26 protein-coding genes and 1 tRNA gene are annotated in these 26,209 nt (G+C 44.5%); 22 read left to right on the forward strand and 5 right to left on the reverse strand.

Features of this window, described 5'->3' with window-relative positions; genetic code table 11:
• Positions 1-285: 285 nt before the first annotated feature.
• From QMG91_RS06000 to QMG91_RS06010, 3 genes are all read right to left on the reverse strand, one after another.
• Entirely contained in the window at positions 286-1,152 is an 867-nt protein-coding gene (locus QMG91_RS06000) for a DUF72 domain-containing protein (RefSeq protein ID WP_281830443.1), read from the reverse strand.
• A 191-nt stretch (positions 1,153-1,343) separates the two neighbouring features.
• The gene (locus QMG91_RS06005; protein WP_281829590.1) at positions 1,344-1,763 is read right to left on the reverse strand and encodes a DUF5991 domain-containing protein; all 420 of its coding nucleotides are present in this window, start codon (positions 1,761-1,763) and stop codon (positions 1,344-1,346) included.
• A 2-nt stretch (positions 1,764-1,765) separates the two neighbouring features.
• Entirely contained in the window at positions 1,766-2,611 is an 846-nt protein-coding gene (locus QMG91_RS06010; RefSeq protein ID WP_281829592.1) for a transglycosylase SLT domain-containing protein, read from the reverse strand.
• 487 nt (positions 2,612-3,098) lie between these two features.
• On the opposite strand from QMG91_RS06010, the gene aspS reads away from it, so the two are divergent.
• The 17 genes from aspS (at position 3,099) to nadA (ending at position 18,600) form a co-directional block, all read left to right on the forward strand.
• A complete protein-coding gene (gene aspS, locus QMG91_RS06015; protein ID WP_022551127.1) occupies positions 3,099-4,877 on the forward strand; it encodes an aspartate--tRNA ligase in 1,779 nt (592 codons plus the stop codon).
• A 135-nt stretch (positions 4,878-5,012) separates the two neighbouring features.
• Entirely contained in the window at positions 5,013-5,756 is a 744-nt protein-coding gene (locus tag QMG91_RS06020; RefSeq protein WP_022551126.1) for a YebC/PmpR family DNA-binding transcriptional regulator, read from the forward strand.
• Between the two features lie 66 nt (positions 5,757-5,822).
• Complete coding sequence (gene ruvC / locus QMG91_RS06025; RefSeq protein ID WP_004398535.1) at positions 5,823-6,344, forward strand: crossover junction endodeoxyribonuclease RuvC; 522 nt, start codon at positions 5,823-5,825, stop codon at positions 6,342-6,344.
• Positions 6,345-6,482: 138 nt separating this feature from the next.
• Entirely contained in the window at positions 6,483-7,100 is a 618-nt protein-coding gene (gene ruvA / locus QMG91_RS06030) for a Holliday junction branch migration protein RuvA (RefSeq protein ID WP_004398536.1), read from the forward strand.
• A 35-nt stretch (positions 7,101-7,135) separates the two neighbouring features.
• The gene (ruvB, locus tag QMG91_RS06035; protein ID WP_022551125.1) at positions 7,136-8,149 is read left to right on the forward strand and encodes a Holliday junction branch migration DNA helicase RuvB; all 1,014 of its coding nucleotides are present in this window, start codon (positions 7,136-7,138) and stop codon (positions 8,147-8,149) included.
• Between the two features lie 499 nt (positions 8,150-8,648).
• Complete coding sequence (gene cydA / locus QMG91_RS06040) at positions 8,649-10,235, forward strand: cytochrome ubiquinol oxidase subunit I (RefSeq protein WP_022551124.1); 1,587 nt, start codon at positions 8,649-8,651, stop codon at positions 10,233-10,235.
• A 15-nt stretch (positions 10,236-10,250) separates the two neighbouring features.
• Positions 10,251-11,387, forward strand: coding sequence for a cytochrome d ubiquinol oxidase subunit II (cydB, locus tag QMG91_RS06045; RefSeq protein ID WP_004398539.1), 1,137 nt, complete (start codon positions 10,251-10,253; stop codon positions 11,385-11,387).
• Positions 11,388-11,398: 11 nt separating this feature from the next.
• Entirely contained in the window at positions 11,399-11,509 is a 111-nt protein-coding gene (gene cydX, locus QMG91_RS06050; RefSeq protein ID WP_004398540.1) for a cytochrome bd-I oxidase subunit CydX, read from the forward strand.
• Positions 11,499-11,807 carry a cyd operon protein YbgE gene (ybgE, locus tag QMG91_RS06055; protein WP_022551122.1) on the forward strand — a complete coding sequence of 103 codons (309 nt, stop codon included), beginning with the start codon at positions 11,499-11,501 and terminating at the stop codon, positions 11,805-11,807. The genes cydX and ybgE overlap by 11 nt, the downstream gene beginning before the upstream one ends.
• Before the next feature lie 135 nt (positions 11,808-11,942).
• The gene (ybgC, locus tag QMG91_RS06060) at positions 11,943-12,380 is read left to right on the forward strand and encodes a tol-pal system-associated acyl-CoA thioesterase (RefSeq protein WP_281829602.1); all 438 of its coding nucleotides are present in this window, start codon (positions 11,943-11,945) and stop codon (positions 12,378-12,380) included.
• A complete protein-coding gene (gene tolQ, locus QMG91_RS06065) occupies positions 12,370-13,056 on the forward strand; it encodes a protein TolQ (RefSeq protein WP_004398546.1) in 687 nt (228 codons plus the stop codon). Before ybgC ends, tolQ begins: the two co-directional genes overlap by 11 nt.
• Positions 13,056-13,496: an ExbD/TolR family protein gene (locus QMG91_RS06070; RefSeq protein WP_004398551.1), complete on the forward strand. Its 441-nt coding sequence runs from the start codon at positions 13,056-13,058 to the stop codon at positions 13,494-13,496. Before tolQ ends, QMG91_RS06070 begins: the two co-directional genes overlap by 1 nt.
• Positions 13,497-13,514: 18 nt before the next feature.
• Entirely contained in the window at positions 13,515-14,570 is a 1,056-nt protein-coding gene (gene tolA / locus QMG91_RS06075; protein WP_281829605.1) for a cell envelope integrity protein TolA, read from the forward strand.
• A 12-nt stretch (positions 14,571-14,582) separates the two neighbouring features.
• A complete protein-coding gene (gene tolB, locus QMG91_RS06080) occupies positions 14,583-15,935 on the forward strand; it encodes a Tol-Pal system beta propeller repeat protein TolB (RefSeq protein ID WP_004398556.1) in 1,353 nt (450 codons plus the stop codon).
• Positions 15,936-16,004: 69 nt separating this feature from the next.
• Positions 16,005-16,541 carry a peptidoglycan-associated lipoprotein Pal gene (gene pal / locus QMG91_RS06085; RefSeq protein ID WP_022590127.1) on the forward strand — a complete coding sequence of 179 codons (537 nt, stop codon included), beginning with the start codon at positions 16,005-16,007 and terminating at the stop codon, positions 16,539-16,541.
• A 13-nt stretch (positions 16,542-16,554) separates the two neighbouring features.
• Positions 16,555-17,343 carry a tol-pal system protein YbgF gene (gene ybgF / locus QMG91_RS06090; protein ID WP_281829608.1) on the forward strand — a complete coding sequence of 263 codons (789 nt, stop codon included), beginning with the start codon at positions 16,555-16,557 and terminating at the stop codon, positions 17,341-17,343.
• Between the two features lie 195 nt (positions 17,344-17,538).
• On the forward strand, positions 17,539-18,600 hold the full coding sequence (nadA, locus tag QMG91_RS06095) for a quinolinate synthase NadA (protein WP_022551117.1): 1,062 nt from the start codon (positions 17,539-17,541) through the stop codon (positions 18,598-18,600).
• A 65-nt stretch (positions 18,601-18,665) separates the two neighbouring features.
• Here the strand turns inward: nadA and QMG91_RS06100 are convergent, their stop codons facing one another.
• Positions 18,666-19,235 (reverse strand): UPF0149 family protein, encoded by a 570-nt coding sequence (locus QMG91_RS06100; protein WP_022590130.1) that lies wholly within the window; start codon positions 19,233-19,235, stop codon positions 18,666-18,668.
• Between the two features lie 119 nt (positions 19,236-19,354).
• On the opposite strand from QMG91_RS06100, the gene QMG91_RS06105 reads away from it, so the two are divergent.
• The 3 genes from QMG91_RS06105 to QMG91_RS06115 all read left to right on the forward strand — a co-directional run bounded on the left by QMG91_RS06105 (position 19,355) and on the right by QMG91_RS06115 (position 22,762).
• Complete coding sequence (locus QMG91_RS06105) at positions 19,355-21,781, forward strand: hybrid sensor histidine kinase/response regulator (protein ID WP_281829611.1); 2,427 nt, start codon at positions 19,355-19,357, stop codon at positions 21,779-21,781.
• 292 nt (positions 21,782-22,073) lie between these two features.
• A complete protein-coding gene (locus QMG91_RS06110; RefSeq protein WP_281829613.1) occupies positions 22,074-22,523 on the forward strand; it encodes an L-alanine exporter AlaE in 450 nt (149 codons plus the stop codon).
• A gap of 151 nt (positions 22,524-22,674) precedes the next feature.
• Positions 22,675-22,762: transfer RNA gene (locus QMG91_RS06115), tRNA-Ser, on the forward strand.
• A gap of 156 nt (positions 22,763-22,918) precedes the next feature.
• On the opposite strand, the gene QMG91_RS06120 is transcribed toward QMG91_RS06115, so the two are convergent.
• Positions 22,919-23,779 carry a helix-turn-helix transcriptional regulator gene (locus QMG91_RS06120; protein WP_281829616.1) on the reverse strand — a complete coding sequence of 287 codons (861 nt, stop codon included), beginning with the start codon at positions 23,777-23,779 and terminating at the stop codon, positions 22,919-22,921.
• A gap of 138 nt (positions 23,780-23,917) precedes the next feature.
• Here QMG91_RS06120 and QMG91_RS06125 point away from each other — a divergent pair, with 138 nt between their 5' ends.
• Both QMG91_RS06125 and QMG91_RS06130 read left to right on the forward strand, forming a co-directional pair.
• Positions 23,918-25,945 (forward strand): hypothetical protein, encoded by a 2,028-nt coding sequence (locus tag QMG91_RS06125; RefSeq protein WP_281829618.1) that lies wholly within the window; start codon positions 23,918-23,920, stop codon positions 25,943-25,945.
• Positions 25,946-26,001: 56 nt separating this feature from the next.
• Positions 26,002-26,163, forward strand: a complete 162-nt coding sequence (locus tag QMG91_RS06130) for a DNA/RNA helicase domain-containing protein (RefSeq protein WP_281829621.1) — start codon at positions 26,002-26,004, stop codon at positions 26,161-26,163.
• Positions 26,164-26,209: the final 46 nt, after the last annotated feature.

The following is a 26,209-nucleotide window of genomic DNA, read 5'->3' on the forward strand; positions in this document are numbered from 1 at the left end:
TGACCTTTCGAGATGATTTTTGCAGCGATTTGTGGGTTCTTTATACAAGGCGACGCTTATTCGGTGTAGTCGCTCTACATCAATAAGCGGTAACACAGTAGAAAGGAGCCACAAACGCTGCCCAAAGGGTTCGGCTAAAAGCGTTTTACTCTTTGTTGAGAGGTCTTTGCTTAGAACGACTAGGCGAAAAACCCCTCGCCGCGATTAAAACGCTTTTATCTCGAACAAAATTTAACCACGAAAGGTCAACAGACCCTAGGAATAAATGGATGCGCTTTTAAGCCATTAAAACATACTGATTTGTTTATTGTCTGAAAGGGCTGGTGGGTGCGCTAGCTCTGGCAGATCCACAGCTTTTTGAAGTTCACCATACAGGCGGCGAGCAAATTCAGGTGACTCATTATTATCCGGCGTATGGATCATCAAATACGGCTGTTTCCCTTCCGCAATCCAGTCAGGCAGCTTTTTTATCCAAGGTTGAAAAAATGGCAGGTTGGCTTCGAATTCAGGGTGCCCAATAAAGCGAATCATAGGGCGATTACTGGTAGACACGGCGTGCGCGGGAACTTTAGGTTTTTTCTTGTGGGCATCAATAACGGCATCAGAGATAGGTTCTGCGGAGTGAACAGGTCGGCTGTCCATAATGATTCGGTCGATGCCTTCTTCATGCAGCCATCGGTTAAGCTCCTGTTCTTCTTGTCCTTTGTTGAAGAAATCCAGATGGCGCACTTCGACCCCTAAAGGAAATTCTTTGGGAAACAGACGACAAAAAGAGCGCAGAGCAGGGAGATCTTTGGGGCTAAACTGTGCAGGCAACTGAATTGTCCACATACCAACTCGATCATGAATAGGTTGCATCACAGCCATAAAATCCTTTAGCAAGCCTTCGCAACCGCGAAGCTTTTGGTCATGGGTGATACTTTTAGGGAGTTTGAAAGTAAATCGAAAGTCATCGTGTGTCGCTGCCCGCCAGTTTTGTACCGTTGAAGCCGAGGGCGTGGCGTAAAACGTGGTGTTCCCCTCTACGGTATGAAATACGCGTGCGTACTTTTCCAGTCGCTCTGAATTTTGCGTTCCACTGCCATAAAATCCAGCTTGCCATGCACTGTGTGACCACATGGTTAATCCTAATCTTAATGGCAAGGTGTTCATATCCAGTGATGTCCTATGCTTAAGCTCATTAAACCCTAACTGTAATCGGAGCATGGATGTTCCTTAAAACGAATGCCCGTACCCAATCAGTAAGGTGAAAAGTTTTCCTCTCAGTTTGTGTGATAACTATATCATTTGAGCGTAATAAACATAGGTACAATAACAGCTACCGATAATTGGTAGCTGCCCTTTTAAGATTTATCGAAGCACTTATGACGACGACTTACAGGCTCCCCTGGCCACAGAGACTTCCATTCAGTTAGGATTTCATTATTTTCTTTGGTCAACTGTACTAGATTTTCATTAACCTTATATACTTGAACACCATAGAGATTTTTGAAACTCCCATCAGCATATGAGGCAAATAGAATATTTAGCGTGCCGTCGACTAGTTGACTCTGACACATGATGTTTTCATTCGTTTGAAAGCCTAAAATTGTAAGTGAACAACTGTTGTTTTCAATTTTAAGTTCATATTCTGACCATGTGTTCAGACCTGAATTACTTTTCCCCATATCAAGCTCGCAACCATAAGTCCCATCCCACTCATTAGAAACTGAAGCAGATGAAGCGAAACTCGCTGAGAGTAATATACCTAGAATCCAATTCATTTTTAGCCTATGTAACCCGATTTTAGCCCTTTGTGATACTTTTGAGATACTTTTATAGAAATCTCACTCAGAGTTATATTTCCGTCTTTATTTTTGTCAAATCCCGAGTTTTGCTTGTAGGCAATGGTACCTTTCTTAAATAAAGCATGTGACGTGGGTTTACCTATAGCTGCTGGGTATAAGATCGCCATGTAAACATCTTCCAGTTTCTTTATTCGATTCCGGTATGGCCAAAAATACTTTTTAACATAGTCCAGTTGTTTTACTGGCGTCATTTTGGCTAGTTTTTCTGTAGTGGTACCCAGTCCCTTAGCGGTTGACGGCATAAATTGGATTAGTCCGGTAGCCCCGCTGCCAGCAGCGTTTTTGATTTTTGGGCTGAAAGTTTCCCCAGTTTCAAATGCCATACAAGCCATTAAAAAGTCGGGATTTATTCCCAGCTCTTTACAAACTAGAACAACCTTATTCTTAAAATCAGGTGAAACTTTCGCTCCCCAAGCAATACTCCGCCTAAGTGGGCTAAGTGATATCTTAGGTTCCACCTTTTCATAATGTTTTGTATTAAATAAAGAAGCAAAGCCTTTAGCTTGTTCTTTAGGTTTAGCTAGGAATAGAGAAAGCGCCTTCCAAGTTTTTCCTTTTGTGTCTATCAATGAATCTGGCTTACGAAATTTCAGTATTTCCTTTTGAAACCAATGAATTCGGTGTCTAGTATTGGGACCGCATTTTCCATCAATACTGAGTAAGCTGAGTGGTCCTAGAGATGCACGATTCAATGCTTCTTGGACTTTTTCTACATCGGCTTTCTTATTGATTCCCTTTAAACCAACAGAACTTGAAATTTGCATTTTTATCATCCACTTATGGCAAGAATTGAAAATCTACAAAAAATCAAATTTAACTTCTTCATGTAAATTAAGAATTTAGAAGCTACGTCAATTAAACATGTAACTGTTTGAAATGTAATTTTCTATAACTGCTTATTTCTAACTGGTCTTCTAGCTTATTCGACAATTCGAAGATTTAGTGCTGATTCTTGTTATTTAAAGTTTGAGCCGTGCAGAAGGTAGGCTTCGTGTTCTTGAATCTATGCTATTTGGATTGGGTTTAAAGAAGTTTTCACGCTATAATCTGCCCCAAATTTTTTACTGTTTTGTCGTTTTTAGGCGGGTTCTGCCTAAAAAAGTAGCAAGGCAAGATAAAACACAATGAATTGTGCGTGTAATGGTCGATTTATGTGAACATTACGCGTATAAATGGCACTTTGCTCTGTCGATAATCTCAAGCATCGGCAGCTTAGAAATTGATAACTAATTAGAGATTGGGAAATTCATTATGCGTACCCATTATTGTGGTCACCTGAACAAGTCCCTTGCAGGACAAACTGTAGAACTGTGCGGCTGGGTTAACCGTCGCCGTGATTTAGGCGGTCTTATCTTCATTGATATGCGAGATCGCGAAGGCGTTGTTCAGGTAGTGGTAGACCCGGATATGGCGGACGCATACGAAGTGGCAAACCAACTTCGTAATGAATTTTGCATCAAATTGACAGGTGAAGTTCGCGCTCGTCCAGACAGCCAGGTAAACAAAGACATGGCGACGGGTGAAGTTGAAATCCTGGCGAAAAGCCTGGAAATCATCAACCGCAGTGACGTTCTTCCTCTGGATTTTAACCAGAATAACTCTGAAGAGCAGCGTTTGAAGTTCCGTTATCTGGATCTTCGTCGCCCTGAAATGAGCGACCGTATTAAGCTTCGCGCAAAAGCATCCAGTTTTGTTCGTCGTTTCCTTGATGATAATGGCTTCCTAGACATTGAAACGCCTGTACTGACGAAAGCGACGCCAGAAGGTGCACGTGACTACCTGGTACCTAGCCGTGTACATAAAGGCAGCTTCTACGCGCTTCCTCAGTCTCCTCAGTTGTTCAAACAGCTTCTTATGATGTCTGGTTTTGACCGTTACTACCAAATTGTTAAGTGTTTCCGAGACGAAGACTTGCGTGCAGACCGTCAGCCAGAATTCACTCAAATCGATATCGAAACCTCTTTCATGACGGCAGACGAAGTTCGTGCAACCACGGAAAAAATGGTTCGCGATATGTGGCAAGAGCTACTAGACGTTGATCTGGGCGATTTCCCGGTAATGCCATTTAGCGAAGCCATTCGTCGTTTCGGTTCGGACAAACCCGATCTGCGTAACCCACTAGAGCTGGTTGATGTTGCAGACCTAGTGAAAGATGTCGAATTCAAAGTCTTTTCTGGTCCTGCAAACGATGAAAAAGGTCGTGTAGCCGTGATTCGCGTACCAGGTGGTGCAAAACTGACGCGTAAGCAAATCGATGGTTACGGCGAGTTTGTAGGCATCTACGGTGCGAAAGGCTTGGCGTGGATGAAAGTGAACGATCGCGAAGCTGGCTTGGAAGGCATTCAGTCTCCGGTTGCTAAGTTCCTGAATGAAGAAGTAATCAACGGCATTCTTGAACGTACTGGTGCTCAAACTGGCGACATCATCCTATTTGGCGCAGACAAAGCAAACACTGTCGCTGAAGCCATGGGTGCACTTCGCCTGAAGCTGGGTACCGATCTTGAACTGACCGATACCAGCGCATGGGCGCCACTTTGGGTTGTTGATTTCCCAATGTTTGAAGAAGATGACGAAGGTAACCTGCACGCGATGCACCACCCGTTCACTTCTCCATTAGGTGTGACGGCAGAAGAGCTAAAAGCAAACCCTGCTGCGGCGAACTCTAACGCTTACGATATGGTTCTGAATGGCTACGAAGTGGGCGGCGGTTCTGTTCGTATCCACAATGCAGAAATGCAAGCAGCAGTGTTCGATATCCTAGGTATTGAAGCAGAAGAGCAGCAGCTTAAGTTTGGCTTCCTTCTGGATGCACTTAAGTATGGTACGCCACCGCACGCTGGTCTTGCGTTTGGTCTGGATCGTCTGGTTATGCTGCTTTGTGGCACTGAGAACATCCGTGATGTTATCGCATTCCCTAAAACGACTGCGGCAGCGTGCTTGCTGACGGATGCACCAAGTTTGGCGAACCCAGCAGCGTTGGACGAGCTTGCGATTGCAGTAACGGCAGCAAAAGAAAAAGACGCAGAGTAAGCGCAAATAAATGAATGAAAACTCCCGCATTTGCGGGAGTTTTTGTTTTAATGAAGATATATCGCTCTCAGGTGATTCAAAGGCAGCATTCAATGTCGCTCCACCTGAGTGCTTCAATCATAGAAAAGGTGAATTATGGCTGGTCACAGTAAATGGGCGAACATTCGTCACCGTAAAGCCGCGCAAGATGCAAAACGCGGCAAGATTTTCACAAAGTTAATCCGCGAAATTGTGGTGGCAGCAAAAGAGGGGGGCGCAGAGCCTGAAAACAACCCTCGTTTGCGTGCCGCTATCGACAAAGCACTGTCGAATAACATGACCCGAGACACAGTCAACCGAGCCGTCAGCCGTGGTGCTGGTGGGGAAGGTGATGACAACATGGAAACCGTCATCTACGAAGGTTATGGTCCGGGTGGTACGGCTGTTATGGTTGAATGCTTAACCGACAACCGCAACCGTACCGTTTCTGGTGTTCGTCATGCCTTTTCCAAAGCTGGCGGCAATCTGGGTACGGACGGCAGCGTAAACTACCTCTTCGAGAAAAAAGGGGTGATTTCGTATGCGCCGGGTTTGGACGAAGATGAAGTGATGGAAGTCGCGCTAGAAAGTGGTGCTGACGACATCGAAACGGGCGAAGACGGCGCGATAGACGTATATACCGCACCGGCGGACTTCGGTTCGGTGAAAGATGCGTTAGATGCCGCTGGTTTTGAAGCCGCAAATGCAGAAGTTTCGTTAATACCTTCGACGAAAGCGGATTTGGATTCGGATACCGCTCCTAAACTACTACGTTTGATTGACGCGCTAGAAGATTTGGATGACGTACAAGAGGTCTACCACAACGGTGATATTTCGGATGAAGTGGCAGCTGCCCTTTAATCCTATGAAAGGCACAAAGTGTAGCGATGCATTTTGTGGCGGTCCTTTAAAAATAGGAAACCTTGTATGTCGATAATTCTGGGTATTGATCCCGGTTCAAGAATCACTGGCTACGGCGTGATTCGTCAGCAAGGCAGACACTTACACTATTTGGGCAGTGGTTGTATTCGTACCTCCCATGATGACTTACCAAGTCGCCTGAAGCAGATTTATGCGGGCGTAACGGAAATCATCACCCAGTTTCAACCGGATGTGTTTGCCATTGAACAGGTCTTTATGGCGAAAAACGCCGACTCCGCGCTTAAGCTAGGGCAGGCGAGAGGTAGCGCGATAGTAGCTGCTGTTAATGCGGATTTACCTGTATTTGAGTACGCAGCCAGGTTAATCAAACAAGCCGTTGTAGGCACTGGTGGTGCAGACAAAGCGCAAGTTCAGCACATGGTGACAAGCATGTTGAAGTTGCCTGCTAAACCACAAGCTGACGCGGCTGATGCGCTAGGTGTAGCGATTTGTCATGCAAACACCAATAAAACCTTGGTAGCACTTGCTGGGCAGGCAACCAGCGCGAAGAAAGGGCGCTACCGCTAATTCATCATAAATCATTTAAGCGGGAGCCAAGGGGCAACAGACCCTAAGCGTTCCCACTTTTCTTTATTGAACTGGCTATCCATCCAGTAATCTATTATCATCATTTTTCATTGAATTTTTATTCCTAAGGACAAGATTGTGATCGGACGCCTTCGCGGTATTTTGATAGAAAAACAGCCACCAGAACTGCTTATTGAAGTCTCAGGTGTGGGTTATGAAGTGCAAATGCCAATGAGCTGTTTTTATGAACTGCCCAATGTGGGCGAAGAAGCCATCATCTACACTCATTTTGTGGTGCGCGAAGATGCTCAGCTTCTTTATGGCTTTAATACCGTTAAAGAACGCGCGTTGTTCCGTGAAGTAATTAAAGCCAATGGTGTTGGTCCTAAGCTTGGTTTAGGTATCCTTTCCGGCATGACGGCAGGGCAGTTTGTGTCTTGTGTTGAACGTGAAGACATTTCGACTCTGGTCAAGCTGCCGGGTGTAGGTAAGAAAACTGCCGAGCGCCTTGTGGTTGAAATGAAAGATCGTCTGAAAGGGTGGGGAGCGGGCGACCTGTTTACACCTGCTACAGATGCTGCTCCAATTGACTCAGCGCCAGAGGCAGACAATCAAAATGCCGATGATGAAGCCGTGAGCGCACTATTGGCACTGGGTTATAAGCCACAAATCGCATCGAAAGTGGTGTCTCAAATTGCTAAGTCCGGCATGACGAGTGAAGAAATTATCCGTGAAGCATTAAAATCCATGGTTTAAACCGCGGATTGAACGAACCTTAGAATAGTAAATATATGATCGAAGCAGACCGACTTATTGCTCCTGAAAATCCAAGCTTCAAAGATGAAGATGTGATAGACAGGGCGATTCGCCCCAAAAAGCTCGAAGATTATCAAGGTCAGGACCATGTTCGTGATCAAATGGAAATCTTCATTAAAGCTGCACAGCTAAGAAACGAAGCACTCGATCACCTGCTGATATTCGGCCCTCCTGGCTTGGGTAAAACCACATTGGCTAACATCGTAGCCAACGAGATGGAAGTGAACATTCGGACCACTTCTGGTCCAGTGTTGGAGAAGGCTGGAGATTTGGCGGCGCTTCTTACCAATCTTGAAGAAAACGATGTGCTTTTTATCGATGAGATTCATCGGCTTAGCCCCGTGGTCGAAGAGGTTCTCTACCCTGCAATGGAAGATTACCAGCTTGATATCATGATTGGTGAAGGGCCGGCTGCTCGCTCCATCAAGATTGACTTACCACCGTTTACCTTAATTGGTGCAACCACTCGTGCAGGCTCTCTAACATCGCCTCTGCGAGACCGTTTTGGCATCGTTCAGCGGCTAGAGTACTACAACGTTAAAGACCTTCAGCACATCGTGCAGCGCAGTGCGAACTGCTTAAATCTTTCTATGGATGCGGAAGGCGCGTTAGAAGTAGCAAGACGAGCACGTGGCACACCACGTATCGCAAACCGCTTGCTCAGGCGTGTACGCGACTACGCAGAAGTGAAAGGTAACGGACATATCTGCAGTGACATAGCAGACAAGGCTCTAAACATGCTGGATGTCGACAACCAGGGCTTTGATTACATGGATCGTAAGCTGTTGCTGGCGATTATGGAAAAGTTCTCTGGCGGTCCTGTCGGCTTAGATAACTTAGCAGCAGCGATTGGTGAAGAGAAAGACACCATAGAAGATGTTATTGAGCCCTATTTGATACAACAAGGCTACCTGCAACGCACCCCACGCGGAAGAATAGCGACCGATCGCGCTTATTTACACTTCGGGTTGGATAATCCAACAAAATAACAACAATTTCCCCATCTGTTTCACATGTTATCCAGTTGGCGTTATTGCCAACTGGCTTCAAAAACTTCATTTTTCGACGTGCTACAAATTTTTTGCAAATTTTCTCAGAACATTTTGGAATAAGAATCTAGCACGTAATTTCCCTCCAAATTTTATTAATGTGATCTATATCAATATAAACAGTTCAAGAAATTCTACCTTGATTGATATGGATCAATTTGGTTGATTTTTAGCCGCCGATTACCGTCGATTTTTGACCTAAATCAAAGCAGATCTCTGGTATAAATTTTTTGAAACATACTGATTTTATCGTTAATATTAGACCAAGCTATATTAGCTGATACTTAACATTAAACTAACCATTTGGGCACATAATTGCAACAATACGCAGCTAATTCACAACATTTAGAGTTGTTTGTTAGCCACTGTTTCAATGGTGTAACCCAACATACGCTGCAATGTGAATCGGTGTCATTCAGCCGACACGAAAGGAGTTACCATGATTGACGTAGTTGATCTGTCGCGGTTGCAATTTGCGCTTACTGCGATGTATCACTTCCTATTCGTTCCATTGACTTTAGGCATGGCTTTCCTACTTGCCATTATGGAGTCTCTCTATGTAATGACCGACAAGCAAATCTACAAGGACATGACTAAGTTCTGGGGTAAGCTATTCGGTATTAACTTCGCGCTCGGTGTTGCCACCGGTTTAACCATGGAATTCCAGTTTGGTACTAACTGGTCATATTATTCCCACTACGTAGGTGACATATTTGGTGCACCTCTCGCCATTGAAGCTCTCGTCGCTTTCTTCTTAGAGTCCACTTTTGTCGGTCTATTCTTCTTTGGCTGGGATAGGTTAAGTAAACGCCAGCACCTTGTAGTGACGTGGCTGGTTGCATTAGGTTCGAACTTCTCAGCGCTTTGGATTCTTATTGCAAACGGATGGATGCAGAACCCTGTTGGTGCAGAGTTCAACTTTGAAACCATGCGTATGGAGATGGTTAGCTTCTCCGAGGTTGTTCTAAACCCGGTTGCACAGGTTAAATTCGTACACACGGTTGCGTCTGGCTATACCTGTGGCGCCATGTTTGTTCTTGGCATCAGTGCTTACTACCTATTGAAAGGGCGTGACATTGCGTTTGCTCGTCGCTCGTTTGCAATCGCAGCTTCTTTCGGCATGGCAGCCATTCTTTCTACTATTGTTCTTGGTGACGAATCTGGTTATGAGCTTGGTGAAGTTCAAAAAGTGAAGCTTGCAGCGGTTGAAGCTGAGTGGCACACAGAACCAGCTCCTGCGGCATTTACGGTATTTGGTCTTCCTAATCAGGAAACCATGGAAACTGACTACGCCATTAAGATTCCTTATGTAATGGGCATTATTGCGACTCGTTCTTTCGATGAGCAAGTGACGGGTCTTCGTGATTTGCGTGATGACCACGTTGAACGCATTCGTACTGGTATGTACGCGTACGAGCTTCTTGAAAAGCTTAGAGCGGGCGACAAATCTGAAGCTAACATGGCGGCATTTGACGAAGTCAAAGGTGACCTGGGTTACGGACTTCTGTTGAAGCGCTACACAGAAACGGTTACAGACGCGACGGAAGAACAGATTCAGGCAGCAGCCGACGATTCTATCCCGACAGTATGGCCGCTATTCTGGTCGTTCCGTATCATGGTGGCGTGTGGCTTTATCATGCTATTCGTATTTGGTGCTGCGTTTGTCCAAACGTGTCGTCAGAAGATCGAACAGAAACCTTGGATCCTTAAAGCTGCTCTTTGGAGTATCCCATTACCTTGGATTGCTATCGAAGCAGGCTGGTTTGTGGCTGAATACGGTCGTCAACCGTGGGCTGTAGGTGAAATCCTGCCAGTACACGTTGCTGCCTCTGCTCTTACCGCAGCAGAAATCTGGACATCCTTATTTGCGATTCTTGCGCTATACACTGTGTTCTTAATTGCTGAAGTTTACCTGATGGTGAAGTTTGCACGTAAAGGACCAAGCAGCCTGAAAACAGGTCGCTACCACTTCGAACAAAACGCTGACTCTGTCGAAGACAAAGTTGGTCGCCAAGTAGAAGCATAAGCAAGGAGAATAAAGATGTTTGATTACGAAATCTTAAAATTCATCTGGTGGGTGCTGATTGGTGTCCTATTTATTGGCTTCGCAATTACAGATGGTTTCGACATGGGCGTAGGTGCTTTAGTACCTGTTATCGGTAAAAACGACACCGAGCGCCGTGTGATGATTAACTCTATCGCCCCACACTGGGACGGTAACCAGGTATGGCTAATCACTGCGGGTGGTGCACTGTTTGCAGCCTGGCCATTGGTTTACGCCACATCATTCTCTGGCTTCTACTTAGCGATGATCGTAACTCTGGCAGCCTTGTGGCTTCGTCCGGTTGGTTTGGATTACCGTTCTAAGATAGAAGATCCAAAATGGCGTCAGTCATGGGATATTGCTATCTCTATCAGTGGTTTTGTTCCACCACTTATCTTTGGTGTTGCATTTGGTAACTTGCTTCAGGGTGTTCCGTTTGAATTGAGCGACTTCCTAATGCCAACATACAACGGTTCGTTCTTTGGTCTGCTTAACCCGTTTGCATTGCTGTGTGGGCTGGTGAGCTTGTTCATGATCATCATGCAGGGTGCAACCTGGCTTCAAATGAAAACAACAGATGAAATCCACAACCGAGCTCGTCTGGTTGCTCAGATAACGGGTGCGCTAGTTGTCGTGACATTTGTTGGTGCCGGTTTTTGGGTTCAACACATTGATGGTTACGTGGTTGTTAGCGGGTTGGATATCGCAGGTGAGTCAAACCCACTGAAAAAAGTGGTAGAGGTGCAAGAAGGTGCCTGGATGCTGAACTTTGAAAAGTATCCTCTAATGTGGGCTGCACCAGTTCTGGGTGTGGTAATGCCGCTGCTTGCTATCGTCGCTTCTCGCTTTGAGAAAGGTGGTCTGGCGTTTCTGGCTTCAAGCCTGACTAACGCAGGTGTTATTTTGACGGCAGGTTTTGCAATGTTCCCATTCATCATGCCTTCAAGCGAATCACCGAACCACAGCTTAACAATGTGGGATTCCACATCGAGTGAGCTGACACTGAACCTGATGACAGGTGTGGCATTTGTGATGGTTCCAATCATCCTGAGCTACACAGCGTGGACTTACTACAAGATGTTTGGTCGTCTTGATTCTAAGTTCATCGAAGAAAACAAAAACTCGCTTTACTAAGGAGCATTACTATGTGGTATTTTGCATGGATTTTGGGTGTATTGCTGGCATGTGCGTTCGGCATCATCAATGCTCTTTGGCTAGAGCACACAGAAATGATGGATAAGGATAGTGAAGAATAATTTAGCGATCTCTATTGCTAAACTCCACGAACCTATGGACAGAGCCCTTTTACGGGCTCTTTCCTTATTGTTGGGGTTTGGTCATGTGGCTCTGTTTATGTGGGAGCCAACACAATACGCAGAAGACATTGGTGGTTTTGATGTATTCCTTGGACCACTTTTCGTGTTTTCTGTCTGTTCGAGTATGGTTTACGGTATCGGATTTAAGCCAAGATTCTGGTTGTGGCAGGTAGTCTTCAGCCCATACATTTCAATGCCAGCGCTTATCTTCTTTACTGTAATGCGCTTTGTTGCTTAGTAAGTGTATAAACCTTCACCTCTAAGAGCAGTTCTCAGCCAACTGCTCTCATTTTTTTGTAGTTAGCCACAAAAAACTTCTTTATTTTTCCTGACGCAGCGGCAACATAAGGTATAGTTACGTTTTATTTATTTTGTGATTGGTGTCTTGGTGAAAGGGGAACAAACGAGCATCTTTGAGTGGTCGATTCGAGTTTACTATGAAGATACAGATGCTGGTGGGGTCGTATACCACTCCAATTATCTTAACTACTTTGAACGTGCTAGAACGGAACTTCTGAGATCTCTCGGAGTCTGTCAACAAAAGCTTCTTACTGAAAACCTCGGCTTTGTTGTTCGTCATGTTGATATGGATTTTCTACAGGGCGCAAGATTAGACGACTCCCTGACAGTAAGAACATCAATTTCTGAATTAAAGCGTGCTTCTTTGGTATTTTGTCAGGAGTTAGTTAATCCTGACGGCAAAGCATTGTGCCAAGCAAAAGTTAAGGTAGCATGCATTAACACAGCAACCATGAAACCTCAGGCAATCCCAAGCTCAATGACTGCGGAGTTAATAGACAGTGACAGCTGATATTTCAATTTTAGATCTTTTCCTACAAGCCAGTTTACTCGTAAAGCTCGTAATGCTGACCCTTCTTGGTATGTCAGTTATCTCTTGGGCAATGATTATCAAACGCAGCAAAATATTAAAAGAAGCGATGAAAGATGCTGATCGCTTTGAAGACAAATTCTGGTCTGGTGTTGACCTTTCTCAGCTGTACCAAGAAGTCAAAGCTCGAAAAGACAACATTTATGGCAGCCAGCAAATTTTCTATCTAGGCTTTACCGAGTTCGCGAAGCTTCGCCGTTCTCCAGGTACTTCACCTGAATTCGTTATGGAAGGAACAGGGCGAACCATGCGTGTTGCTGTTGCCCGTGAAGTGGACGATCTGGAACACAGCCTGCCATTTCTGGCGACAGTTGGTTCTATCAGCCCATACATTGGCTTGTTCGGTACCGTTTGGGGCATCATGCATGCTTTTATTGCACTCGGCGAAGTTAAACAAGCGACACTTGCTATGGTTGCACCTGGTATCGCTGAAGCCTTGATTGCGACAGCAATGGGGCTATTTGCTGCGATTCCTGCGGTAATGGCTTACAACCGATTTAGCAATCAGGTATCTAAGCTGGAACATACCTATGCGACGTTTTCTGAAGAGTTTCACAGTATTCTTCATCGTCAAGCCATTGCAGGTAAGGACCAGTAATGGCAGGTTACCAGCGTAAAAAGAGAAAACTGACGGCGGAGATTAACGTTGTACCTTATATCGACGTTATGCTGGTGCTTCTGATCATCTTTATGGTGACCTCTCCCTTTGTTACGCAGGGGGTAGAAGTAGAGCTGCCAAAAACGTCGACAGCGAAGCCAGCGTCTGATTTAGCAGGAGACAGTGAAGCCAGCTTTATCATTGTCGAGATAGATAAAGAGGGCAATTTAGGTTTAAGCGTGAACGATGAAGATGTGATTCGCGGTCTCAGTATTGAAGACATCATTGTTCGTGTAAAAGCGGAGATTTCTCTGGCTCCAGATTCTCCAGTTGCGGTGGGTGGTGATGCTGCTACACCATATGCTGAAGTAGTACTGGTGTTGGATGAACTAAATCGAGCAGGCATTCCAAAAGTTGGGCTGCTAACGGATTTGAAATAGGGAACCATCGGTTAATCGATGAAAAACAAGAATAACTACACTAGCGCGATTACGATATCAGCTGTTTTACACGGTGTGCTGATAGTCGGTTTGTTGTTTGGAACGGATTTTTCCATGCCTGAACAAGACCAGACAGGCAACATGGTGCAAGCTGTAGTGATCGACCCTCAAATGGTTCAACAACAGGCGAGAGAGATTCGCCAACAGCGTGAAGCCGCTCAGAGAGCAGAGCAAGAAAGGCTCGACAAACTCAGAAAACAGAGTGATCAGCTCGAAAAAGACCGCAAAGCGGAAGAAGAGCGTATTCGCAAGCTGAAAGAACAGAAAGTTAAAGCTGAAAAAGAGGCTCGTGAAGCCGAAAAAGCGCGCCAGAAAAAAGAGCAGGAGCGCAATGCAGCAGAAGAACGTGCGAAGAAAGAACGTGAACGCGTTGCTAAAGCCGAAGCCGAGCGAAAAGCGAAAGAAGAAGCGGTTAAGAAAGCAGAGCAAGAACGTCTGAAGAAAGAGGCGGCAATTGCTAAAGCAGAAGAAGAGCGTGTCGCTCGTGAAAAAGCCGCTAAAGAAGCGGAAGAAAAAGCTCGACGCGAACGCGAAGCCGCTGAAAAAGCCGAAGCTGAACGAATAGCCAAAGAAAAAGCGGCGAAAGAGGCTGCTGAAAAAGCAAGAAAAGAAAAAGAGCGCTTAGAACGTCTTGAAAGGGAACGAAAAGAACAAGAAGCTGCTCTAAATGACATCTTTGCAGGTTTGGAGAGTGAATCTTCTCAAAACTCTGCTGCGAAACAGCAGCATGTAACCAGCGAAGTTCAGAGATATGGAGCTATTTATAAGCAACTGATCCAGAGCCGCCTGCTGAAGGATGACTCATTTTTGGGAAAGTCGTGTAGAGTGAATATGCGCCTGATACATACAGGTAACAGTGCCATTGTAAATGGCGTTAAAGTATTAGGCGGCGATTCGCGCGTTTGCGCTGCAACGAAAAGTGCGATTGCTCAGGTAGCATCTTTTCCAGTTCCAAAAGAAAAAGATGTGGCTGATCAGCTTAAAAATATCAATCTAACCGTTGAATTGGATTAAAAGGACTAAGAAGTGATTAAACGCCTTTTATTAGGAATACTGGTCATATGCGCCAGTTTGGCAAATACTGCAAATGCGGCCTTAGAGCTGGTGATTACCGATGGTATCGACTCCGCTCGCCCCATCGCCATTATTCCATTTAAGTGGGAAGGTGAAGGGAAATTACCGCACGATATTAGTGCTGTTATCGCGTCAGACTTACAACGAAGCGGAAAATTTAGCCCTGTTGCACCGAATAAAATGCCTCAGACCCCTTATTCTGATGAAGATGTCGAATTTTCTTCATGGACGGCATTGGGTGTAGATGCACTTTTGACGGGTACGGTCACCAAAAATGCTGAAGGCAGTTACCTGATAGAATACCAGCTCGTGGACGTAGTTCGCGGTCAGCTAACCAGTGGACAAAGCAAAGCATTAAGTGACACTGGCGAACTGGTGCTTTCGAAAGATCACGTTTTATTTAATAAGCGTGCTACTGTCCCGGGTCCAAGGCTACGTGAATACGCTCACCGTATTTCAGATCTTGTTTATGAAAAGCTAACGGGTGAAAAAGGTGCATTCCTGACTCGTATTGCGTATGTTGTTATTAACGACAAAGAGAAGTTCCCTTACCAGCTCAGAATCGCTGATTATGATGGCTATAACGAGCGTTTGGTTTTGCGATCTAAGCAACCTCTTATGTCACCTGCATGGTCTCCAGATGCGAGAAAACTTGCTTATGTAAGCTTTCAAAATGGACGTGCAGAAATTTATCTGATGGACATCTATACCGGGAAGCGTGAAAAGCTCACGTCATTCCCTCGTCATAATGGTGCGCCAAGATTCTCCCCTGATGGGAAGAAATTGGCATTAGTGCTGTCGAAAACTGGCAGTCTTCAGGTCTACATTCTCGATCTACAAACCAGAAAACTGGAACAAATAACGAGAGGTAGAGCAAATAATACAGAACCATTTTGGCATCCTGATGGACAATCGCTAATATTTACCTCGGATCGGGGTGGTAAACCTCAGATATATCGAGTAAATTTGTTAGATGGTGCGACCAACCGTCTAACTTGGCAAGGCAGCCAGAACTTGGGTGGACAAATCACACCAGATGGAAAGTTCATGATTATGGTTAATCGGAACGATTCCGGGTTTAATTTGGCCAAGCAAGATTTGGAAACAGGAGCCGTACAAGTGTTGACTAAAACACAACTGGACGAGTCTCCAAGTATTGCGCCAAACGGTGGTATGGTCATTTACAGCTCCATGTATAGGAAGAAGAATGTACTTTCTATGGTCTCTATAGATGGTCGCTTTAAAGCTAGATTACCGGCAACAAATGGGCGTGTTAGAGCTCCCGCCTGGTCACCATTTTTGTAGAAATAACCGTTTGTGTGTAGTTCGGCAAATCGGTTAAAACAAAGTTTCGGACAAATAAGGAAGAATAAGATGCAACTTAATAAAGTTCTTAAAGGGCTTATGATTGCGCTACCAGTACTAGCTGTTACGGCATGTAGCTCAAGCGACAAAGCAGCAGAGGCCTCTACGACTTCTCAAACAAATAATACTGAGCAAGTTGTAGAAGACAAAACAACTCAGGTGACGCCACTTGAGCAAGGTTCTCAGCTGACTGAGCAAGAGATCAAAGAAGCGCAACTTCGTGAAACTCAGACAATTTACTTTGCGTTTGACAACGCGACCATTTCGTCTGACTACGAAGACATGCTAGCTGCACATGCTGCATTCATCAGCAAAGACCCAGCTCTTAAAGTACGCATCGAAGGTCACGCTGATGAGCGTGGTACTCCAGAGTACAACATCGCGCTAGGCGAGCGTCGTGCTGAAGCTGTTGCTAAGTACCTGCAAGCTCTGGGTGTTCAGGCAGACCAAATCGAAGTAATCAGCTTCGGTGAAGAACGTCCTCTACTACTAGGTCAAAGCGAAGAGGTTTACGCTAAAAACCGTCGCGCTGTTCTAGTTTACTAATAGGAATTTTCCTATGTTCAGTAACTCTAAGCGATTCATCTCGCTTACGTTGCTGGCAAGTGCGGCGAATCTTGCGTTCGCCGCACCAGCTCCAGTAACCGATCTCAATAGCTCCACTGTATCAACGACTACCGCTTCCACTTCTGCCCGACCTTCATCCGCAAATGAAACCGAAGTTCAGCGTCTCGAGCGATTGCTTCAAAACCGCGCTAAGATTCAGATTCAAATGCAGGGACAAATCGATGAACTCAGTGCAGAGGTTGGTGAATTACGCGGGATTGTAGAACGCAACTCCTACGAAATGAATCAAATGCTTCAGCGCCAGCGTGAATTATTCGTTGAGCTGGATAGCATGAGACAGCAACTTCAACAGGCTCCTGTTGTCGCTGCGAGTACAGATTCCGGAAACGACTCAACAGGCACGTTTTCAACCAATAAAGATGAGCAAACGGCTTATCAAGATGCGGTCGACCTCATTCTTAAGCAACGCGATTACGCGGGTGCCATAACCGCTTTCAAGCAGTTCCAGGTAGATTTCCCAGACTCGAAATTTGCTCCCAATACGCATTACTGGCTGGGTCAGCTTTACTTTGCGAAGAAGCAAGATGTCGATGCAGCTAAAAGCTTTGCCTCTGTAGTGGCATACAATGAGTCCAATAAGAGAGCAGACGCATTGCTTAAACTTGGCGACATTGCCAAGCGAAACAAAAAGCCAGATGCCGCTGTAAAATATTACCAGCAGGTCATCAGTGAATATCCGCAAAGCGCCTCAGCGGATATGGCGAAAAAACAGATGCAATAAGCATGAAAAATTCAGGGTCATTTCGACCCTGAATTGCTTTTCAAGCCTAGATTTTGTGTATTCTTAAAGCCCTTCCGACAATATCTTTCAATTTGAAATAACAAATTCATCTCTGAGCTATACATCCTCTAGAAGCGTGAAGTCGTTTGGGTATACAATACCCGGATTACTTGGAAGTTGCGTAGAGCAAGAGCAATGAGCCACATTTTAGACACTATCGAGACCGTTTACCCTTTTCCTCCAAAGCCTGTTCCACTTACTGGTGACCAAAAACAACAGCACATAAACAATATTAAAAAGTTGTTGAAGGAAAAAGACGCGGTATTGATTGCACATTATTACACCGACCCTGAAATTCAGGCCCTCGCGGAAGATACGGGCGGTTTCGTAGGTGATTCACTGGAGATGGCAAAGTTTGGTAACCGCCACCCAGCAAGTACTCTCATTATTGGTGGCGTTCGCTTTATGGGTGAATCCGCTAAGATCCTGACACCAGAAAAGCGCATTCTTATGCCGAATATGGAAGCGGAATGTTCACTTGATTTAGGGTGCCCTTCGGACAAATTTACTGAATTCTGCGACGCTCACCCTGACCATACTGTTGTGGTGTACGCGAATACGTCGGCGGCAGTAAAGGCACGTGCTGACTGGGTAGTGACATCCAGTATCGCCCTTGAAATCGTTGAGCACCTAGACGCAGAAGACAAGCCTATAATTTGGGGACCAGATCGTCACCTGGGTTCTTACATTGCCAATAAGACCGGAGCAGACATGCTGTTATGGCAAGGTGAGTGTATTGTTCATGATGAATTCTCTGCCGATGCGCTCAGAAAAATGAAGAACCTTTATCCTGACGCGGCCATTCTGGTTCATCCGGAGTCGCCAGCCAGCGTAGTAGAGCTAGCGGATGCCGTCGGGTCTACCAGTCAGTTAATTAAGTCTGCCAAAGAGCTACCTCATCAGCAAATGATTGTGGCAACAGACAAAGGTATCTTCTTCAAAATGCAGCAATTGGTTCCTGAAAAAGAACTGATTGAAGCTCCAACCGCAGGTGCGGGGGCTACATGCCGTAGCTGTGCTCACTGTCCTTGGATGGCAATGAACGGATTAGCGGCTATTGAGAAAGCCCTGATTGAAGGTGGGGAAGAGCATGAAATATTTGTGGACGAAGAAGTGCGTGTGAAGTCTTTGATTCCTCTGAACAGAATGCTGGATTTTGCCGAGCAGCTCAATATGCAGGTGAAAGGTAACGCTTAATAACTGAAGCCAATTCAAATAGAAATGCCGCGAAAATATCGCGGCATTTTTGTTTTGAGGTTATCTTATTGGCTTTCTGCCAGAGTTACGCCGCGCTGAGTTAAACCACAAAGCATGACTGGAAGGGCGTTGAAGATTTCTTCAAATTGTTCAAGACCTTCAATACCTTGTTGAGCAAGAGTCGTGATCGCGGTTTCCGGATCGTAAAGCATGCTCATAGACAAAATAACGCCACCTAAAAGCGCGTTATCTTCGCTGTCTTCCGGCATCAATGTTTCCCAGTCATCACGTGATACTCCCCAACCCTGAAGCAGACCTTCTGTGAAGTCGCGTGCTTGTTGGTTTACGATCTCCTCTTCATCCAGAGCGCAGCCTTCTGGCCACTGCCAGCTACCTTCCAGAAGTTGAGGGCGAGCATCATTCCAGATGTTGATGACTTGGTTTGCAAACGCTTCAAGTTGCTCATGCGCTGAAAAAGGCGCAGTTTCTTCACCGCCCCATAAAAATGCCAGCCATTCAGCAGGATCGATAACGTTCGGTGCTGCAGCCATGGAAGTAACAAATCCACGGATCTGGTATTCATTTAAAATTTTGCCTTCCATTTCAGGTAAAGCGAGCAATTCTGTTAAAGTCAAAGCAAGTTCCTGTAAAGTGTTATCCCGCTATTGTAACAAGCTCAAGTAAGTGGAAAAAGACTTGATGAATACCATACTAAGATCTAGGTTTTTTAATATGTGCATTGTTGGCTAAGATTATGGCGATCAAATCTTCACTAAAAAAGAAAAGTATCATCGCTTTGGGTTTGTACCTCTGTTTCTTCATCGCGACAGTAGGCAGTATTACCTATGTTGTGGTGGAATACCCGATTAAAAGCAAGCTTGAGAGAAACCTCGATTTGAGAACCGAGCTTCTGGCTACAAGTTTGGACGAATCGCTTAACGGCTCTCTGGGTTTACTGCATAGTATTGCGGCCATAGGTGAGGCAACGGGTGAGTATGAAGAGCTCAAAACTCTGCTGCCAACCATGATCGCTCAGAGCACCAATATGATCGTCAGTGGAGGGATATGGCCGGAACCGTATCTGATCGACCGAAGTATAAGGCTAAATAGCCTTTTCTATAACAAGAACATAGAAGGCGGTGTTGACCTTATCCATTCCTGGAACAACCCTGAATCCGGTGGATACAATATCGAGCCCTGGTATACGTCTGCTATTAATATCCAGCCCCAACAGGTCTCTTGGTCTGACGTTTACATTGATCCCTACACCCATGTCCAGATGATTACCGCGTCAACCCCTTACTTTAAAAATGGCAAAGTGCAGGGGGTAGCGACCATTGATATTTCTCTCTCAGAGCTGATCAAGTACGTTCAGAACCACGCCAATCAATACGACATCGGTGTCTTGATAAGAGATCAGAACGGAACATCCATCACCGAACACAACTTTCTCCTTTCTAAAAATATTTATATATCTCAGTTGAAATTTGGTACCTACAACTGGGAAATAGACGTTGTGAATTCGAAACGCCTGGTAGCGGAAGAGACGTTCGAGCTGGTGATGAGTTTAGAATTCATCATTGCTCCGTTCTTATTAGCCTGCGTGATGATCGGTTATTACATGATCAACCGCTACCTGATTCGCCCTATTGTGGTGATTGCAGATAAGGTTTCAGATTCAACCACCAGCGGTATCATCGAGATGGATTACAGAAGTAACGATGAAATCCGCCACCTGATAGACAGCTTCAACCACAACACCATTTACCTTCAGGAAGAAAAGGTCAAAGCACAGGCTTCCACCAAAGCAAAATCCGCATTCCTGGCAACCTTATCTCATGAAATCCGTACCCCAATGAATGGTGTGTTAGGCACGGCACAAATTCTGGCGAAAACCGATCTGAACGATCATCAGAAAAAGCTTCTGCACAGCTTGTATGACTCAGGCGAACACATGATGACTTTGCTTAACGAGATCCTGGATTTCTCCAAAATAGAGCAGGGCAAACTGGAACTCGATTCTTCACCATTCCCACTCTCCAGTATCATCGGCAGTATCAACAGTGTTTACTACACCTTGGCAACAGAAAAAGGATTGAGCTTCAAAGTGTACAGTGAAGTGCCAACCGAGCGTTGGTATAACGCCGACAAAGCAAGAATGAGGCAAATACTCTTCAACCTACTGAACAATGCAATCAAATTTACCTCCCGTGGCTTTGTGGAGGTATATCTCAATGAGTACGAGAGGGATGGCAAAGTGTACCTGTCCATTCAGGTCAGAGATACCGGAATAGGTATCTCCAAGTCGGCTCAAGAGAAAATCTTCAAACCTTTTGAACAGGCTGAATCCAGCACTACTCGCCGATTTGGTGGTACTGGGTTAGGGCTGGCTATTACACAGAAGATCGTTCAGGGAATGGGCGGCAATATTACGGTGAAAAGTGAAGAGGGCATAGGCTCGAGCTTTTTTGTGAGCCTGCAAGCAGACGTATGCGAGCCTGAAAGCACTCAGGATACGGTACATCAGAAGTTCGATTGTAATGGCTTAACCGCCCTTATCGTTGAAGATAACAGAACCAATACCATGATCATGGATGCGTTCCTGCGCAGTAAAGGCTTTGAGACAACCAGTGTGGTAGATGGAGCCAAAGCCGTCGATATTCTTTCGCAATGTACATTTGATTTGGTTCTGATGGATAACCACATGCCAGTGATGGATGGAATCGAAGCGACGGAACGGATACGAAATTTAAGTCATCCCTCTTCAAAAGGTTTGATTCTTGGCTGTACAGCAGATGTATTTAAAGAAACCAGAGAAAAGATGCTAAAAGCCGGTGCAGACCACATCCTTGCCAAGCCAATAGATGAAAGAGAACTGGATGACGTATTAATAAAGTTCTCTGATCGATTAACGCGTTCGTTGCCACACGCTAGCCACTCATCCACTCAAGAGCCTCAACCCTCGAATAATGAGAAGCTTCTGGTTGACCTTTATGTGTCGCTGGATAACCAGGACTTTGAAAAAGCAAAAAGCATACTCAGAGTCATTGTTAGTCAGGATAGAAATAAATTTAACAACGAAGAGCGCGAAGCCATAGATAAGATCTCGGCAGCACTTGAAGGGAACAATGTCCCTTCAGAAGACGACATAAACGTGCTGACACTCAGTTTGGCTGAGTAATTTTGTAAATTAACTACAAATCAACATCCTAAGCCAAGCAAAAGCTTGGCTTTTTTACATCTTAACCCTTCATGTTGGTATGGTTTAACCCTAAAAGCTTTCATGCCAGTGAAAATCTCTAACTTTCGAACATAACTTGGTTGTAAAATTACAACAAAAATAAAAATTTGAAATATAAAACTAAATAATTCGTGATTTAATGGTCTTATTATCTAGTCATTATGCATTTGTCTAGATTTCTTGTTTGTATTTTTAATAATATTCTAGTTATTAGTTCTTTAAAGGTAAGGTAATGAGTTCGAAAGCGCCTTTTTGCATTCGCCACGCAGTAGCGGATACATTTGCAATGGTGGTGTTCAGTTTTGTCGTCGGCATGCTGATTGAGATTTTTGTATCTGGAATGACTTTTGAGCAGTCTTTGCAATCCAGAACGCTTTCGATACCGGTAAACATTGCCATAGCCTGGCCATATGGCGTATTCCGTGATTGGGTATTGAACCAAGGTGGTCGTATCCATACCGGAGAGCTAATGAAGCGCATTTCAGATGTCGTTGCGTACGTTTTATTCCAATCACCAGTTTATGCCGCCATTCTTTGGTTTGTTGGTGCCTCGACCGATCAAATCCTGACAGCAGTTGCAAGTAACGCCATAGTATCTTGTGGCTTGGGCGTTCTGTATGGCTACTTCTTAGATAATTGCCGTAAATGGTTCCGTGTACCGGGTTATGCTCAACGAGTTTAAAATCATACAAACTGTATGGAAAATGAGTGTTTTAGTTAATTTCTGAGCGAACAGACATAAAAATACATTTTTTTTCCGATAAGCACTTGACCCTCAACCGCATAATCATTAAATTAGCGCCCCGTTGAGACGCAAAGTTCAACAACAATTCGGTGAGTTGTCCGAGTGGCTGAAGGAGCACGCCTGGAAAGTGTGTATACGGCAACGTATCGAGAGTTCGAATCTCTCACTCACCGCCACATTCGAAGCCCCAGCAGAAATGCTGGGGCTTTTTCGTTATGTGCTCTAAACCAGTTTTTTGATCAGTGAGGTGAGTGAATACAATTGAGACTTGCAATTGGTCTGAGAAAACATCTATTAGACTGCTAAGTACCATTTAGATCAGTACGTAATATTTAGAGGGGCAAGTACTGTTTTAACTCAACTAGATTCTTCACGACAATTTGTTGACCTTGCGGGTTGTATTGTTGAATGTTCACATCAATCTTGTATGCGCTCAGCATATAACCCACCAATGATGCATTTGTTGGAATTTTCAACACACCATTTGTCATTGCGTAGTCGCGCTCAATAACTGCTTGCTGTTTATCATTTAAGCGCTGATCTGGGATCAGTTCAATTTCTACATCTGTATTCCAAAGCGAGTCATCTGATAGAGCATAAGCGGCTTTATTTTCAAGCACAGGTTCCCCATGAATTCGGCTCAATACAAAGTCTCGATAACCCTTAGCATGTTCACAGTATGCTCGGACATGCCAGCGCAACGGTGTGCAAACGAGAGTGTGAGGTGAAATAATTCTCTCAACTTGTTCACCGTCTTTAAGTGGTGTGTAGCATATATCGACACGTTTTTTTTCGCGAATTGCTTGAACCAGCGGACGTAAAACTTGAGGTGCAATGTTGCGTGTTGCTGGACGAACCATAGCAACATTCTCAAAACCCATATCGAGCTCATCGAAAGTCACGGTCATATCTTCGCTGCGTGATAGGATATGCAGGTACTCATCAGCATGACCACTCGTAAGCTTTGGGATAAAGCTATCGCTAGGCTTGTAGCCTTTTAGCTGTTTATCATAAATAAGGTTTCCTGGAGCGATATCGGCTAGATAGGTGTTGATGTCTTTAGATGCTTGTTGTCTGCCAATGCCGAAGCTTTGAATTAAATGGTTGGTAGTGAGTCGCCCTTCCCATAATGCAATGATTTCTATCATTCTGTAGCGGAACAGTAGATCCCAGCGTATTGGCCATTTACTCATAATGTAACTCCTGTCTATTTATGCTACGTGTATATGTAATCAGTATTTACCTGTCGTTAGTGGCGTCATATTATTGTTCGAACTGAGAATCGTCAAGAAAGTAACTAGAACAGCACAGCGCACTAGCGGGTGGTCTTTATGAATTACGTTAATAGCGAAAACAAAAATGGATTGTGGGAACTTGAAATTAAAGGCATTGAAGGTCCAATATTAGCCAGTGAGTATCTAAAGCTTTATGGTTCTACTCCTGATGAAGCTCGCACGGCATCAATAAAGAGGAAAATTGTAGTTTATAACGCGGAAGGTGAAGACTTTATTCAATGTGGTTATTGTGGTCTCCCAGTAAGGTATCGGGCGCGAGGCGCGACTAGTAGGGCAGCTTTCTATCACAAGCATATTCCGGAGTTAGAAGAGGTAGATTGTCCATTTCACAGTGATTACAAAGGTGACTTTGTATTTTCTGAAACTGAAATGTACGAAACTCAATGGCACTTTCGCACAAAACACTTTATAGCAGGCACATTGAGGGAGTCAGATAAGATAAAGCGTGACTCTATCCAAGTAGAAAAGTTTGTGTTTGCAGAAAAAGGCACTTCTAACAAATGGCGCAAACCTGATATTTACTTTGAAGACGCCAGTGGTAATCGATTTGCTATAGAGTTGATTCAGGGTTGGTTAGACCCAGAAATAATCCATGCTCGAGAACAGTTCTTCTTAGGGGAAGAAATCAATTTGATTTGGTTGTTTAGTGAGGGGCGAAGCGATTCTATCTTCTATTACATCATGTACGGTTCTGCCTTAGAGACCCACCCCAAGAGTTTTGCTGAGTTTGAGAGCAAAGTGAAAGACATCCAATGCAATGCCTTTGTTTTCTCTCAAGAAGCGTTAGATAAAAGCCAAGAAAGTGGAGAGTTCTGCTTCGAAGCACACTTCCCCGAGTTTGATTTTAAATCAACAGAGCTTTTTTTAGAGATGAGCTATGGACATCAAATGGTGACATTGAATGGCTTAATGTTGTCTCCAGAAAGGCTGCCGTATGCAATAAATACAAGAGCTGCTTTGCATGGAAAGCAACAAGAGTTGTCCGTCGCTAAAGAGGAAAAGGCTCAACGAGAGTCTCAACAAGCAGTAAAACGAATCTATCAAGTTGTTGACCAAATTGCTTTTCGTGGTGAGCAAGGTGAACTTGCGCTGCCAACACTTACACAGCTATCAGATGAAATTACCGAATGTCTTGAATATGTACTACCAGAATATTATGAACGAGATTCGTTACTTGAAGTAGTCCATCAAACAATCATTCGAGAAAAGGAGAGGCTTGAAGACCGACAAAGGAAAGCTAAGCGTACAGAGTATGCTAAGGAGCTTAGAGGGTTACGGCATCAATTGGTTTACGTCCGAAGAGCGCTCAAACAAAGTATTACAATCCAAGAGCTAATAAAGCTCAGATATCATTTGTCAGATGTAGCTAGTAACTACTGGAGTATTATATCTAGTGATCTTTCTTCTAGCGTTTGGGAGCGTTATTTGAATTTCCTTTTAGGAAATATCGGAAAACAAACAGCTTTGCTCGCCAAAGATTTACCCAAACCAATCGCGCTATGGAGAATCACCAATGAGCTTCTTAGCTATCCACTTGAAAAGCGATTGCAGCTGTTTGAGACTCATAGCCCATTGAATATCGAGATGTCACATCAGCTATCAGCATATTCTGTCAACAAATCACCTCAAGAGACTCAAGAGTTAGAAGATAAACTAGATGAGATTAAACGCAGAACAAAAGTGCAGTTCTTAAACAAAAACTGGAAGGCGTTAATGGGGAACTGGGACCCGGGATATAGCTATCTTGATACTTTTCTTCAAGCGGGAGACCTCTTATGCAATATGGATGCATCAGAACTTCAGGGACATGAGCAAGATTGGGTTGAAGATGCTTTGAATAACTTTGTAGGGAGGCTGGCTATCCAGGTAAATGAGTTCTACTCAGCAGCTTTTGAAAGGTCTTATGCGAGGGTCGATAAAATTAGGCTAGGTAAGTTGCTGGTGTTTTGGGATTGGCTTGAACAAGGTGGATTTCTCTTCGGTCAACCTGATTCTGCAAAGAAAGCAATTGAGCTAAGGAAATATCTGTTAGAGCAAAATCACGACGAAAGTAAAGTAAGATAGACCATGTACAAACTTAACTCCCTCAGAACTGGCACAAAACTCAACAACACAGTCCTATGCGAAGTCAGCATGCTAGGGATAAGCAGCAAAGGTATGTTGTCGTTGTTCATGGGCACCCTGGTGCCGGCAAGACGTTACTGGGCATTAGTTCTGTTGTGGAAATCGCACTCACAGAGAGCGCAAAGCAGAGTGAACCTATTTTTCTTTCTGGCAATTGACCTCTCGTTCAGGTCTTACAACATACGTTAGATTACAGTGGTAAGC

The organism is Vibrio nigripulchritudo (assembly GCF_027924785.1).
GTDB classification, from domain to species: Bacteria; Pseudomonadota; Gammaproteobacteria; order Enterobacterales; family Vibrionaceae; genus Vibrio; species Vibrio nigripulchritudo.

What these genes read in the sequence shown, in the direction of transcription:
- cydB (WP_004398539.1), top strand. Translation starts at nt 10,251, where the DNA reads ATGTTTGATTACGAAATCTTAAAATTCATCTGGTGGGTGCTGATTGGT.
- QMG91_RS06125 (WP_281829618.1), top strand. Translation starts at nt 23,918, where the DNA reads ATGAATTACGTTAATAGCGAAAACAAAAATGGATTGTGGGAACTTGAA.
- QMG91_RS06000 (WP_281830443.1), bottom strand. Translation starts at nt 1,152, where the DNA reads ATGAACACCTTGCCATTAAGATTAGGATTAACCATGTGGTCACACAGT.
- aspS (WP_022551127.1), top strand. Translation starts at nt 3,099, where the DNA reads ATGCGTACCCATTATTGTGGTCACCTGAACAAGTCCCTTGCAGGACAA.
- QMG91_RS06005 (WP_281829590.1), bottom strand. Translation starts at nt 1,763, where the DNA reads ATGAATTGGATTCTAGGTATATTACTCTCAGCGAGTTTCGCTTCATCT.
- ruvB (WP_022551125.1), top strand. Translation starts at nt 7,136, where the DNA reads ATGATCGAAGCAGACCGACTTATTGCTCCTGAAAATCCAAGCTTCAAA.
- QMG91_RS06070 (WP_004398551.1), top strand. Translation starts at nt 13,056, where the DNA reads ATGGCAGGTTACCAGCGTAAAAAGAGAAAACTGACGGCGGAGATTAAC.
- QMG91_RS06020 (WP_022551126.1), top strand. Translation starts at nt 5,013, where the DNA reads ATGGCTGGTCACAGTAAATGGGCGAACATTCGTCACCGTAAAGCCGCG.
- pal (WP_022590127.1), top strand. Translation starts at nt 16,005, where the DNA reads ATGCAACTTAATAAAGTTCTTAAAGGGCTTATGATTGCGCTACCAGTA.
- tolA (WP_281829605.1), top strand. Translation starts at nt 13,515, where the DNA reads ATGAAAAACAAGAATAACTACACTAGCGCGATTACGATATCAGCTGTT.
- ruvC (WP_004398535.1), top strand. Translation starts at nt 5,823, where the DNA reads ATGTCGATAATTCTGGGTATTGATCCCGGTTCAAGAATCACTGGCTAC.
- cydX (WP_004398540.1), top strand. Translation starts at nt 11,399, where the DNA reads ATGTGGTATTTTGCATGGATTTTGGGTGTATTGCTGGCATGTGCGTTC.
- QMG91_RS06010 (WP_281829592.1), bottom strand. Translation starts at nt 2,611, where the DNA reads ATGCAAATTTCAAGTTCTGTTGGTTTAAAGGGAATCAATAAGAAAGCC.
- nadA (WP_022551117.1), top strand. Translation starts at nt 17,539, where the DNA reads ATGAGCCACATTTTAGACACTATCGAGACCGTTTACCCTTTTCCTCCA.
- QMG91_RS06105 (WP_281829611.1), top strand. Translation starts at nt 19,355, where the DNA reads ATGGCGATCAAATCTTCACTAAAAAAGAAAAGTATCATCGCTTTGGGT.
- ybgF (WP_281829608.1), top strand. Translation starts at nt 16,555, where the DNA reads ATGTTCAGTAACTCTAAGCGATTCATCTCGCTTACGTTGCTGGCAAGT.
- QMG91_RS06120 (WP_281829616.1), bottom strand. Translation starts at nt 23,779, where the DNA reads ATGAGTAAATGGCCAATACGCTGGGATCTACTGTTCCGCTACAGAATG.
- QMG91_RS06110 (WP_281829613.1), top strand. Translation starts at nt 22,074, where the DNA reads ATGAGTTCGAAAGCGCCTTTTTGCATTCGCCACGCAGTAGCGGATACA.
- QMG91_RS06130 (WP_281829621.1), top strand. Translation starts at nt 26,002, where the DNA reads ATGCGAAGTCAGCATGCTAGGGATAAGCAGCAAAGGTATGTTGTCGTT.
- cydA (WP_022551124.1), top strand. Translation starts at nt 8,649, where the DNA reads ATGATTGACGTAGTTGATCTGTCGCGGTTGCAATTTGCGCTTACTGCG.